Raw genomic sequence first — 11,224 nt, forward strand, 5'->3', positions numbered from 1 at the left:
CCTGTTTCTTGGGCTGCGATTTAAAGAGCGGGAGTATACCCGATTCATTGCTGCGCACGCCCCCTGGAGCCTTATGCCACGCTGCTTTTGGTGTACCGAAGATCCGCTATACATGGCTTATCACGACCAGGAGTGGGGCACGCCGCTACGCGATGCGCAGGGTTTGTTCGAGTTGCTTTTGCTCGAAGGGTTCCAGGCCGGGCTTTCCTGGATCACCGTGCTGCGCAAGCGCGAGCGTTATCGCGAGGTGCTGTTCGGCTTCGACGTACAGCGCGTTGCGCAGATGAGCGACGCCGAAATCGACGAACTGATGCTCGATCCGGGAATCATCCGCAACCGCCTCAAACTCAACGCCGCCCGCCGGAATGCCCAGGCCTGGCTGGCGCTGGAGGATCCGGTGGCCTTCCTCTGGTCGTTCGTCAACGACCAACCGATCATCAATCATTTCAAGAATCGCAGCGAAGTCCCGGCGATCACCCCCGAAGCGCTAGCGATGAGCAAAGGCCTGAAAAAGGCCGGGTTCACGTTCGTCGGCCCGACCATTTGCTACGCGCTGATGCAGGCCTCGGGCATGGTCATGGATCACACTCAGGATTGCGACCGCTACGCGCAGCTCGCCAACGGCGGTTAGAATGGCCGCCTCGCGCACAGCACAAGATCAGGAGTGACCTGTGGAAAAGTTTAAAGGCGCCTTGCTGGTAGGCGCTCTGCGGCTGTTTGCCCTGCTGCCATGGCGGGCCGTGCAGGCCGTGGGTTCGGCGATCGGCTGGATCATGTGGAAAACCCCCAACCGCTCCCGCGACGTGGTGCGGATCAACCTCGCCAAGTGTTTTCCACAGATGGACCCGGCCGAACGGGAACGTCTGGTCGGCCAGAGCCTGAAAGACATCGGCAAGTCGCTGACTGAAAGCGCCTGCGCGTGGATCTGGCCGGCGCAACGCTCGATTGACTTGGTGCGCGAAGTCGAAGGTCTCGATGTGCTGAAAGACGCACTGGCCTCGGGCAAAGGCGTGGTCGGCATCACCAGCCACTTGGGCAATTGGGAAGTGCTCAACCACTTCTATTGCAGCCAGTGCAAACCGATCATTTTCTATCGCCCGCCGAAGCTTAAGGCTGTGGATGAATTGCTGCGCAAACAGCGTGTGCAACTGGGCAACAAAGTCGCTGCTTCCACTAAGGAAGGCATTCTCAGCGTCATCAAGGAAGTGCGCAAAGGTGGTGCAGTGGGCATTCCCGCTGACCCGGAACCGGCCGAATCCGCCGGGATCTTCGTGCCATTCTTCGCCACGCAGGCGCTGACCAGCAAATTCGTGCCGAATATGTTGGCTGGCGGCAAAGCCGTCGGCGTGTTCCTGCATGCACTGCGCCTGCCCGACGGCTCTGGCTATAAAGTCATCCTCGAAGCCGCGCCCGAAGCCATGTACAGCACCGATACCGCCGAATCCTGCGCTGCCATGAGCAAAGTAGTCGAGCGCTACGTAGCCGCTTATCCAAGCCAGTACATGTGGAGCATGAAACGCTTCAAGAAGCGTCCACCGGGCGAAGAGCGCTGGTACTGAGCTGATTGGCATGATCTGTGGATAACCTCACTGGCGAGGTTATCCACAACCGTTCATCAAAGGGCGCAAGAAGATGTCCGAACACCGCAAATCCTTCCGCATCAAGATTACCCACGACAGCTTCGGCGAATGCCTCGGGCAGACGCGCAATCTGTCGCCTACCGGGGTGTTCGTGCAGCATCCGGTTTTGGCTTCCTTACCCAAAGGTGCAGTGGTTTACGGCCAGGTGCAGGACTTACCCACAGGCGCGCCGCGGGTACGGATGGAAGTGGTTACAGTGGATGCCGACGGTATCGGCCTTCGCTACCTTTGACTTATTGCGCCTGACGATCGAGCTTCTTCAGAAATACCGTCATTTCCTTCTCGGCCTGCTTGTCGCCATGGGCGCGGGCGGCTTCCAGACCCTGTTCCCATGCCTGCCGTGCGGCGGTGTGATCGCCCAGTGCCAATTGCGCCTTGCCCAACAATTTCCATGCCGCCGAATATTTCGGATCGAAACCGACACAGCGCTGAAAATGCTCGGCAGCCTTGGCGTTTTCCCCAAGATCCAGATAGCCCTTGCCCAGGCCGAAGCGCAGCAGGGAGTTATCCACACCCTTGGCGAGCATTTTTTCCAGGGATTCGAGCATCGGTGGAGTCCTTTCTTGGGTGTCAGTGTTGATGGGGTTTATTGAGACCGCCTTCGCGAGCAGGCTCGCTCCCACAGGGGAAACGCATTCCAAAGGTGGGAGCGAGCCTGCTCGCGAAAGGGCCAGTGCCGTCAGCGCAAACCTCAGAAGAAGCTCAACCCGACATGGAACAACTTCTCCACATCGCGAATATGCTTTTTATCCACAAGGAACAGAATCACGTGGTCGCCCGCTTCGATCACCGTGTCATCGTGGGCGATGATCACTTGTTCATTGCGGATCACCGCACCAATCGTGGTGCCCGGCGGCAGGCCAATCTTCTCGATCGGTTTGCCAATCACCTTGCTCGACTTCGCATCACCGTGGGCAATCGCCTCAATGGCTTCCGCCGCACCGCGACGCAGTGAGTGCACGCTGACGATATCGCCACGGCGCACGTGGGCCAGCAGGGTGCCGATAGTCGCCAGTTGCGGGCTGATGGCGATGTCGATGTCGCCGCCCTGAATCAGGTCGACATACGCCGGGTTGTTGATGATCGTCATGACCTTCTTCGCCCCCAGCCGTTTGGCCAGCAGCGACGACATGATGTTGGCTTCGTCATCGTTGGTCAGCGCGAGGAAAATGTCGGCGTCGGCAATGTTCTCCTCCAGCAGCAAATCACGGTCGGAAGCGCTGCCCTGCAAGACCACGGTGCTGTCGAGGGTGTCGGAGAGATAACGGCAACGCGCCGGGTTCATCTCGATGATCTTCACCTGATAACGGCTTTCGATGGCCTCGGCCAGACGTTCACCGATCTGCCCGCCGCCAGCGATGACGATGCGTTTGTAGGTTTCGTCGAGGCGGCGCATTTCGCTCATCACTGCGCGAATATTCTCACGGGCAGCGATGAAGAAGACTTCGTCATCGGCCTCGATCACCGTGTCGCCCTGGGGCAGGATTGGCCGGTCGCGACGGAAAATCGCTGCCACGCGGGTTTCGACATTCGGCATGTGCTCACGCAACTGGCGCAGTTGCTGACCCACCAGCGGCCCGCCGTAATAAGCGCGCACCGCCACCAGTTGCGCCGCGCCTTCGGCAAAGTCGATTACCTGCAAGGCGCCGGGATGCTGGATCAGGCGCTTGATGTAGTTGGTCACCACTTGCTCGGGGCTGATCAACACGTCGACCGGAATCGCTTCGTTCTGGAACAGCTGTTCTTCGCGGTTCAAATAGGACGCTTCACGCACCCGGGCGATCTTGGTCGGGGTGTGGAACAGGGTGTGGGCCACCTGACAGGCGACCATGTTGGTCTCGTCGCTGTTGGTCACCGCCACCAGCATGTCGGCGTCGTCGGCGCCGGCCTGACGCAGCACCGACGGCAACGAGCCACGGCCCTGAATGGTGCGGATGTCGAGACGGTCGCCGAGGTCGCGCAGGCGCTCGCCGTCGGTGTCGACCACCGTGATGTCATTGGCCTCGCTGGCCAAATGCTCGGCCAGCGAACCGCCGACCTGTCCCGCACCGAGGATGATGATTTTCATCCAGTCACTCCGTTGAATCCGTTTAGCCGCGCGCGGCAGCGATCTTGATCAGCTTGGCGTAGTAGAACCCGTCATGCCCACCTTGCTGGGCCAGCAATTGGCGACCATGGGGCTGTTTGATCCCGGCGCTGGTGGCCAGGTCCAGTTCGCGGGCACCGGGGGTGCGCTCAAGGAACGCGGCGATGACTTCGGTGTTCTCGGTCGGCAGCGTCGAGCAGGTGGCATACAACAGGATGCCGCCGACTTCGAGGGTTTTCCACATGGCGTCGAGCAATTCGCCTTGCAGTTGCGCGAGGGCGACGATGTCGTCCGGCTGACGGGTCAGCTTGATGTCCGGATGGCGGCGGATCACGCCGGTGGCCGAGCATGGTGCGTCGAGCAAAATGCGCTGGAACGGTTTGCCGTCCCACCATTTCTCGGTATCGCGACCGTCGGCGGCGATCAGTTCGGCGTTTAGACCGAGGCGTTCTAGGTTTTCCTTAACGCGCACCAGACGCTTGGCTTCCAGATCCACCGCCACCACACTGGCCAGCGCCGGTTCGGCTTCGAGGATGTGACAGGTCTTGCCGCCCGGCGCGCAACAGGCGTCGAGCACGCGTTGCCCCGGCACCAGATCGAGCAGGTCGGCAGCCAGTTGCGCGGCTTCGTCCTGCACGCTGATCCAGCCTTCAGCGAAACCCGGCAGGCTGCGTACGTCGGCGGCGGCTTCGAGGATGATGCCGTCGCGGCTGTACACGCATGGTGTTGCAGCAATCCCGGCCTCAGTCAGCAAACCGAGGTAAGCGTCGCGGCTGTGATGACGACGATTGACCCGCAGGATCATCGGCGGATGCGCGTTGTTCGCCTCACAAATCGCTTCCCACTGTTCCGGCCAGAACGCCTTGAGGGATTTTTGCAGCCAGCGCGGGTGAGCGGTGCGCACCACCGGATCACGTTCCAGTTCGGCGAAAATCGTTTCGCTTTCGCGCTGGGCGTTGCGCAGCACGGCGTTGAGCAGGCCTTTGGCCCACGGCTTTTTCAGCTTGTCGGCGCAACCGACGGTTTCGCCGATGGCGGCGTGGGCCGGCACGCGGGTGTAGAGCAATTGGTAGAGACCGACCAGCAGCAGCGCTTCAACATCGGCGTCGGCAGCCTTGAACGGTTTCTGTAGGAGTTTTTCCGCCAGTGCCGACAGGCGTGGCTGCCAGCGCGCGGTGCCGAAGGCCAGATCCTGAGTGAAACCGCGATCGCGATCCTCGACCTTGTCCAGTTGCGTCGGCAGGGAGCTGTTCAGCGAGGCTTTGCCGCTGAGCACGGCGGCGAGTGCCTTGGCGGCGGCCAGACGCGGATTCATTGTGCGTCCACCGCTGCGCCGAGCACGGTGCCGACCGCGAACTTCTCACGACGGCTGTTGAACAGGTCGCTGAAGTTCAGCGCCTTGCCGCCTGGCAATTGCAGGCGGGTCAGGCACAGGGCTTGGTCGCCGCAAGCGACTACCAAACCGTCCTTGCTGGCGCTGAGCACTTCGCCCGGCGTGCCTTTGCCTTCGGCAAGTGTCGCCGCCAGTACTTTCAGCGCTTCACCGTTGAGGGTGCTGTGGGTGACCGGCCATGGGTTGAAGGCGCGCACCAGTCGCTCCAGCTCAATCGCCGGACGGCTCCAGTCGATGCGTGCTTCGTCTTTGTTCAATTTGTGCGCGTAAGTGGCGAGTTCGTCGTTCTGCACTTCGCCTTCCAGAGTGCCGGCAGCCAGACCGGCAATCGCTTGCACCACGGCCGGCGGGCCCATCTCGGCGAGGCGGTCATGCAGGCTGCCACCAGTGTCTTCAGCACTGATCGGCGTGACAACCTTGAGCAGCATCGGCCCGGTGTCGAGGCCGGCCTCCATGCGCATCACGGTCACGCCGCTCTCGGCATCACCGTGTTCCACGGCGCGTTGAATCGGCGCCGCACCGCGCCAGCGTGGCAGCAACGAGGCGTGACTGTTGATGCAACCCAGGCGCGGAATATCCAGCACCACTTGCGGCAGGATCAGGCCATAGGCGACCACTACCAGCAGATCCGGTTTCAGCGCGGCCAGTTCAGCCTGAGCCTCAGCGTTGCGCAAAGTCGGCGGCTGCAACACCTGGATATTATTTTCCAGCGCCAACTGTTTAACCGGGCTCGGCATCAGTTTTTGCCCGCGACCGGCCGGACGATCCGGTTGGGTGTAGACCGCAACGATCTCGTAAGGGCTGTTCAGCAGGGCCTTGAGGTGTTCGGCGGCGAATTCCGGGGTGCCGGCAAAAACGATGCGCAGTGGCTCAGTCATGAAGGGAGTCTCATAAAAAGAAAAAGGCTTGCCGCAGCAAGCCTTTGAAGGAGGGGCATCAAGCGTTCTGGCGGTGCTGCTTTTCCAGTTTCTTCTTGATCCGGTCGCGTTTGAGCGTGGACAGGTAATCGACGAACAATTTGCCGTTGAGGTGGTCGCATTCGTGCTGGATGCACACCGCGAGCAGGCCTTCGGCGATCAGCTCATAGGGCTTGCCGTCGCGGTCCAGCGCCTTGATTTTGACCTTTTGCGGGCGGTCGACGTTTTCGTAGAAGCCCGGTACCGAGAGGCAGCCTTCCTGGTATTGCTCCATTTCTTCGGTCAGCGATTCGAACTCGGGGTTGATGAACACCCGCGGTTCGGTGCGGTCTTCGGAAAGGTCCATCACGACGATACGTTTGTGCACGTTGACCTGGGTCGCGGCAAGGCCGATGCCCGGCGCTTCATACATTGTTTCAAACATGTCATCGACCAACTGACGCACTTCGTCGTCCACTACAGCCACAGGCTTGGCGATAGTGCGCAGACGCGGGTCCGGGAATTCGAGGATGTTTAAAATGGCCATAGGCTTTGATTGCTGCACACGTTGAGTAAAGTCGGGCGATGGCCTGGCAGGTCCGAAGATGCAGGCTACCGTTGTGAAGCGTAGCTTGTGCATTTTGCACAAGCGAGCCACGGGGGCTCTGACGGTTCACGCGAATGCACATGATAAAGGGATTCACTGCATGAGGAAAACACTACTCGCCCTGCTGCTGTTGGCTTCGGCCGGCGTGGCGCAAGGGCAAGTGCAACTCAGGGATGGTTTTCCACAGCAATACACGGTGGTTTCGGGGGACACGCTCTGGGACATTTCCGGCAAATACCTGCGCGAGCCCTGGCAGTGGCCACAACTGTGGCGGGCCAATCCGCAAATCGAAAACCCCAACCTGATCTATCCCGGCGACACGCTGACGCTCAGTTATGTCGACGGCCAACCGCGTCTGACGCTTAATCGTGGCGAGTCGCGCGGCACCATCAAGCTCTCGCCGCGTATTCGCACCAGCCCGGTAGCCGAGGCGATTCCGAGCATTCCACTGAAATCGATCAACAGCTTTCTGCTGAGCAACCGCATCGTCGACAAGGCCGAGGATTTCGACAAGGCGCCGTATATCGTCGCCGGCGATGCCGAGCGCGTGCTCAGCGGCACCGGTGACCGTATCTTCGCGCGCGGCCATTTCGATCCGGATCAGCCGGTCTACGGCATTTTCCGTCAGGGCAAGGTCTACACCGATCCGCAGACCAAGGAGTTTCTCGGGATCAACGCCGACGATATCGGCGGCGGTGAAATCGTCGCCACCGAAGGCGACGTCGCCACCCTCGCCCTGCAACGCACCACCCAGGAAGTGCGCCTCGGCGACCGTCTGTTCAGTGGCGAAGAGCGTTCGATCAATTCGACCTTCATGCCCAGCGCGCCCACGACCAGCATTAACGGCGTGATCATCGATGTGCCGCGCGGCGTTACCCAGATCGGTGTGATGGACGTGGTCACGTTGAACAAAGGCAAGCGCGACGGTCTGGCCGAAGGCAACGTGCTGGTGGTGATGAAAACCGGCGAAACCGTGCGTGACCGCATTACCGGCCAGCCACTGAAAATTCCCGACGAACGCGCCGGGTTGCTGATGGTGTTTCGCACTTACGACAAACTCAGCTACGGCCTCGTTCTCAACGCTTCACGCTCGCTGGCGGTGCTCGACAAGGTGCGAAATCCGTAAGCTTGCTTCACAAGTTACCAACAGAGTTATCCACAGCTTGTTCCGAATGGTTCGGAGCTTATAACGATCAAGGATGATCCATCATGTTGCCTGTCTGTACGCCAGTTTCCCCGGCGGAACTGGAAGCGCGTCTGCGCCTGCACCGCTTGCCGGATGTCGGCCCCAAGCGGTTTATAAAATTGCTCGAAGCCTTTGGCTCGGCGTCGAAAGCCATCAGCGCGCCGGCCAGTGCCTGGCGCTCGTTGGGCCTGCCAGCGTCGAGTGCCGAAGCGCGCCGTTGTCCAGACGTGCGCGATGGCGCCAGCCATGCAATGCGCTGGCTAGAGCGCGCGGATCAGCATTTGCTGATGTGGGACCAACCGGATTACCCGGCATTGCTGGCGCAGATTCCCGACCCGCCGCCCATGTTGTTCGTGGCCGGTGATCCGCTGATTCTGGAAAAACCGCAACTGGCGATGGTTGGCAGCCGCCGCGCGTCGCGTCCGGGAATGGACACCGCAGCGGCATTTTCCCGCAGTCTCGCCGGGGCCGGTTTTGTCATCACCAGCGGGTTGGCGTTGGGTATCGATGCCGCTGCGCATCAGGCTGCTGTGGATGTTGGCGGGCTGACCGTGGGCGTACTCGGCACAGGACTGGAAAACTTTTATCCACAGCGCAACCGGCGCTTGGCTGACGCGATGATTGCGTCCGGTAGCGCGGTGCTTTCGGAATTTCCACTGGACGCCGGGCCGACCGCGAGCAACTTCCCGCGGCGCAATCGCATCATCAGCGGTTTGGCTCTCGGCGTGCTGGTGGTCGAGGCCAGCGTTGCCAGCGGATCATTGATAACGGCAAGGCTGGCGGCGGAACAGGGGCGCGAGGTTTACGCGATTCCCGGTTCGATCCATCACCCCGGCGCGCGCGGCTGCCACCAATTGATCCGCGATGGTGCGGTATTGGTGGAAACCATTGAACACATCCTCGAAGCACTGCGCGGCTGGCAGCATCTACCGTTATCCACTGACACGGCGAAAGTCGATCACCCGTTGCTTACCCTGCTCCACGCCGCCCCGCACACCAGCGAGGGTTTGGCTGACAGCAGCGGCTGGGCGTTGCCCAAGGTGTTGGCGGCCCTCACCGAACTGGAAATGGATGGCCGCGCCGTGAGTGAAAATGGCCGCTGGTTTGCGCGCGTGCGCTAGGTTTTACAAGGAAGATCGGTAAACTGCGCGAAACCTGTTTGCGGAGAGTTTTTTCATGGTTAACAGTTGGCGTGTGCAACAAGCCGCACGAGAGATTCGCGCCGGGGCGGTGATTGCCTATCCAACCGAAGCCGTCTGGGGGCTGGGTTGCGACCCGTGGAATGAAGAGGCCGTGGATCGGTTGCTGGCGATCAAGAATCGTTCGGTGGTCAAAGGGCTGATTCTGGTTGCCGACAACATTCGCCAGTTCGACTTCCTGTTCGAAGACTTCCCGCAAGAATGGATCGACCGCATGGCCAGCACCTGGCCGGGGCCGAACACCTGGCTGGTGCCACATCAGGGCTTGTTGCCGGAGTGGGTGACCGGCGTGCACGACACCGTGGCGCTGCGGGTCAGCGATCACCCGCAAGTGCGCGATCTGTGCTCGATGGTGGGGCCGTTGATTTCGACCTCGGCCAACCCGCAGGGTCGCCCGGCGGCGCGTACCCGATTGCGCGTTGAGCAGTACTTCCGTGGACGAGTGGATCTGGTGCTGGGCGGCAGCCTCGGTGGGCGGAAAAACCCGAGTGTCATCCGCGATCTTGCGACGGGGAAGGTCATTCGTCCCGACTGACCTTCTTTCGGTCTTATTCGTTTTTAAACTCCTCGACTGTATGGACGAGGAGTTTTTGCCTGCCTGTGATTTATTGGGTTCAGCTTCTACAACTTAAACAGTTTGTTGTTTATGTTGTTCTTCTGTGTGTCAGATAAATCTATAAGTTAGAAGTTTCAGTAACTTTTCCCACGTCATTATCAGAAGTCGCGCAGTGGCGATATTCTCAAAAGCATCCATTATTTCAATGCGCTCAGAAAACTTCGATAAGTTAACGTCTGCGGAGAAGGAATGGATACTACGAACTTACAACTCAAGGATTATCTGCAGGGGCTTCAGGAGACTCTGAACAAGCAACACGCTGATTATCGTATCGCTATTCTTGATACGGGAGCAGACACCCGCGAGTTTGAACAATTCATCGGCCGCCAGTTTCGTCTTCGACTCAAGCATTACATGCTGACGTCCAGAGCCCGGGCACTTGAAACAAGGTTGGCGATTTCATCGCGCAGCACACATTTTCTGCTGTACCAGCGCGATCAACTGACCGCGGTATTAAGAGTGACCCCTTCGCCGTTCGAGTGGGCTGCGCTGGCGCACCAGTATGTTTCTCCAACCGTGGCGCTGGCGCGCCATGTCGAATTCAGTCGCCTGATCACCCATTCACAACAACATCGGCCGGTGCCGATCAATGCGCTGCTTGCCGCCGCGACCGAATGGGCGATCGACTGCGGTTACCAGGGTGTTACCGCCTTGTGCAGGTCACCACAACGACGGCTGTTCCAGCGTTTCGGCCTGACCCCGATCACCTCCAACTCACTTCATATCGAGCATCGCGCTCGCGGTGATTACTGGCTGCTGTCTGCTGAATGGCGGCAAATCCTTACAGCGCTTCAACAACCCTTCCCCATGAACGCCAACCATCCGGAGAGTCGCGATGAATGCATCCGTCAGTTTTGAACAACAGTTGATCCTGCTTGATCAGCGAATCGAGAAAACATGGGCCGATATTCTGGATAACTCCCGGCTGGTCAAGGCGATTCGTGAGGGCAGTGTTTCCAGAGCGTTATATGCGATCTATATGATCGAGACCTTTCATTACACCGCACACAATGCACGAAACCAGGGTTTGGTCGGTGTCCGGCACGCCGATAATCCTGTTTATGCAAAGTTCTGTTTTGAACATGCGGCGCAAGAAGTCGGTCATGAAAAAATGGCCCTGCATGATGTCATGAGTCTGGGCTTGAAAAATGAGAACTTTGATATACCGCCGGCACTCCCTGAAACGGAAGTGCTGATCGCTTACTTGTACTGGATTTCCTTTACCGGTAATCCGTTACAACGGCTGGGATACAGCTACTGGGCGGAAAACGCCTATCACTTCATTACTCCGCTGATCAACAGACTGAGTGAAACACTGGCGCTGAAGCCTGCTCAGTTGACGTTTTTCATCGCTCATTCAGATATCGATGTCGAGCACTTCAACGAAATCAAACTCATCTTGCAGCGTACCTGCAAGCGCCAGGTTGACTGGGATGCCGTTGCCACGGTGATGGAAACCAGTCTGCGCCTGACCGGGAACATGCTCGAGGCAGTTTATGAGCAGTACGAGGCGTGGCAAAACGGCCTCGCCCCCCGCTACGAATTCCTCCATGCCCTGGATAACTCATGATGCCTTCGCGTTCATTTTCTCGCCGCACAGG

General features: G+C 59.4%; 13 protein-coding genes. 8 read left to right on the forward strand and 5 right to left on the reverse strand.

Going from position 1 to position 11,224, the window contains the following annotated elements; genetic code table 11:
• The first annotated feature begins 73 nt into the window (after positions 1-73).
• The 3 genes from RMV17_RS29860 (at position 74) to RMV17_RS29870 (ending at position 1,872) form a co-directional block, all read left to right on the forward strand.
• Complete coding sequence (locus RMV17_RS29860; protein WP_311884573.1) at positions 74-631, forward strand: DNA-3-methyladenine glycosylase I; 558 nt, start codon at positions 74-76, stop codon at positions 629-631.
• A gap of 40 nt (positions 632-671) precedes the next feature.
• The gene (locus RMV17_RS29865) at positions 672-1,559 is read left to right on the forward strand and encodes a lysophospholipid acyltransferase (RefSeq protein ID WP_008084359.1); all 888 of its coding nucleotides are present in this window, start codon (positions 672-674) and stop codon (positions 1,557-1,559) included.
• Between the two features lie 73 nt (positions 1,560-1,632).
• On the forward strand, positions 1,633-1,872 hold the full coding sequence (locus RMV17_RS29870; RefSeq protein WP_034152199.1) for a PilZ domain-containing protein: 240 nt from the start codon (positions 1,633-1,635) through the stop codon (positions 1,870-1,872).
• A gap of 1 nt (position 1,873) precedes the next feature.
• Here the strand turns inward: RMV17_RS29870 and RMV17_RS29875 are convergent, their stop codons facing one another.
• The 5 genes from RMV17_RS29875 to def form a co-directional block, all read right to left on the reverse strand.
• The gene (locus RMV17_RS29875) at positions 1,874-2,188 is read right to left on the reverse strand and encodes a tetratricopeptide repeat protein (RefSeq protein WP_034152200.1); all 315 of its coding nucleotides are present in this window, start codon (positions 2,186-2,188) and stop codon (positions 1,874-1,876) included.
• A gap of 143 nt (positions 2,189-2,331) precedes the next feature.
• A complete protein-coding gene (gene trkA, locus RMV17_RS29880) occupies positions 2,332-3,708 on the reverse strand; it encodes a Trk system potassium transporter TrkA (protein WP_108224903.1) in 1,377 nt (458 codons plus the stop codon).
• Positions 3,709-3,730: 22 nt separating this feature from the next.
• Complete coding sequence (gene rsmB / locus RMV17_RS29885) at positions 3,731-5,041, reverse strand: 16S rRNA (cytosine(967)-C(5))-methyltransferase RsmB (RefSeq protein ID WP_311884579.1); 1,311 nt, start codon at positions 5,039-5,041, stop codon at positions 3,731-3,733.
• Positions 5,038-5,997, reverse strand: coding sequence for a methionyl-tRNA formyltransferase (gene fmt, locus RMV17_RS29890; RefSeq protein WP_311884581.1), 960 nt, complete (start codon positions 5,995-5,997; stop codon positions 5,038-5,040). Before fmt ends, rsmB begins: the two co-directional genes overlap by 4 nt.
• Positions 5,998-6,055: 58 nt before the next feature.
• Positions 6,056-6,562 carry a peptide deformylase gene (def, locus tag RMV17_RS29895; RefSeq protein WP_064116564.1) on the reverse strand — a complete coding sequence of 169 codons (507 nt, stop codon included), beginning with the start codon at positions 6,560-6,562 and terminating at the stop codon, positions 6,056-6,058.
• Positions 6,563-6,722: 160 nt separating this feature from the next.
• Here def and RMV17_RS29900 point away from each other — a divergent pair, with 160 nt between their 5' ends.
• From RMV17_RS29900 to RMV17_RS29920, 5 genes are all read left to right on the forward strand, one after another.
• Positions 6,723-7,748 carry a LysM peptidoglycan-binding domain-containing protein gene (locus RMV17_RS29900; RefSeq protein ID WP_034152205.1) on the forward strand — a complete coding sequence of 342 codons (1,026 nt, stop codon included), beginning with the start codon at positions 6,723-6,725 and terminating at the stop codon, positions 7,746-7,748.
• An 80-nt stretch (positions 7,749-7,828) separates the two neighbouring features.
• Entirely contained in the window at positions 7,829-8,929 is a 1,101-nt protein-coding gene (dprA, locus tag RMV17_RS29905) for a DNA-processing protein DprA (protein WP_311887102.1), read from the forward strand.
• A 55-nt stretch (positions 8,930-8,984) separates the two neighbouring features.
• A complete protein-coding gene (locus RMV17_RS29910; protein ID WP_034152207.1) occupies positions 8,985-9,542 on the forward strand; it encodes an L-threonylcarbamoyladenylate synthase in 558 nt (185 codons plus the stop codon).
• Positions 9,543-9,812: 270 nt separating this feature from the next.
• Positions 9,813-10,481, forward strand: coding sequence for a hypothetical protein (locus RMV17_RS29915; protein WP_034152208.1), 669 nt, complete (start codon positions 9,813-9,815; stop codon positions 10,479-10,481).
• A complete protein-coding gene (locus RMV17_RS29920; RefSeq protein ID WP_311884588.1) occupies positions 10,459-11,193 on the forward strand; it encodes an iron-containing redox enzyme family protein in 735 nt (244 codons plus the stop codon). Before RMV17_RS29915 ends, RMV17_RS29920 begins: the two co-directional genes overlap by 23 nt.
• The last annotated feature ends 31 nt before the right edge of the window (positions 11,194-11,224 follow it).

The sequence above is a fragment of the Pseudomonas sp. VD-NE ins genome, from assembly GCF_031882575.1.
Classification (GTDB): Bacteria; Pseudomonadota; Gammaproteobacteria; order Pseudomonadales; family Pseudomonadaceae; genus Aquipseudomonas; species Aquipseudomonas fluorescens_BZ.

Coding starts and splice junctions, on each gene's coding strand:
- RMV17_RS29920 (WP_311884588.1), top strand. CDS start 10,459: ATGAATGCATCCGTCAGTTTTGAACAACAGTTGATCCTGCTTGATCAG.
- RMV17_RS29860 (WP_311884573.1), top strand. CDS start 74: ATGCCACGCTGCTTTTGGTGTACCGAAGATCCGCTATACATGGCTTAT.
- fmt (WP_311884581.1), bottom strand. CDS start 5,997: ATGACTGAGCCACTGCGCATCGTTTTTGCCGGCACCCCGGAATTCGCC.
- RMV17_RS29875 (WP_034152200.1), bottom strand. CDS start 2,188: ATGCTCGAATCCCTGGAAAAAATGCTCGCCAAGGGTGTGGATAACTCC.
- trkA (WP_108224903.1), bottom strand. CDS start 3,708: ATGAAAATCATCATCCTCGGTGCGGGACAGGTCGGCGGTTCGCTGGCC.
- RMV17_RS29870 (WP_034152199.1), top strand. CDS start 1,633: ATGTCCGAACACCGCAAATCCTTCCGCATCAAGATTACCCACGACAGC.
- RMV17_RS29915 (WP_034152208.1), top strand. CDS start 9,813: ATGGATACTACGAACTTACAACTCAAGGATTATCTGCAGGGGCTTCAG.
- def (WP_064116564.1), bottom strand. CDS start 6,562: ATGGCCATTTTAAACATCCTCGAATTCCCGGACCCGCGTCTGCGCACT.
- RMV17_RS29910 (WP_034152207.1), top strand. CDS start 8,985: ATGGTTAACAGTTGGCGTGTGCAACAAGCCGCACGAGAGATTCGCGCC.
- RMV17_RS29900 (WP_034152205.1), top strand. CDS start 6,723: ATGAGGAAAACACTACTCGCCCTGCTGCTGTTGGCTTCGGCCGGCGTG.
- rsmB (WP_311884579.1), bottom strand. CDS start 5,041: ATGAATCCGCGTCTGGCCGCCGCCAAGGCACTCGCCGCCGTGCTCAGC.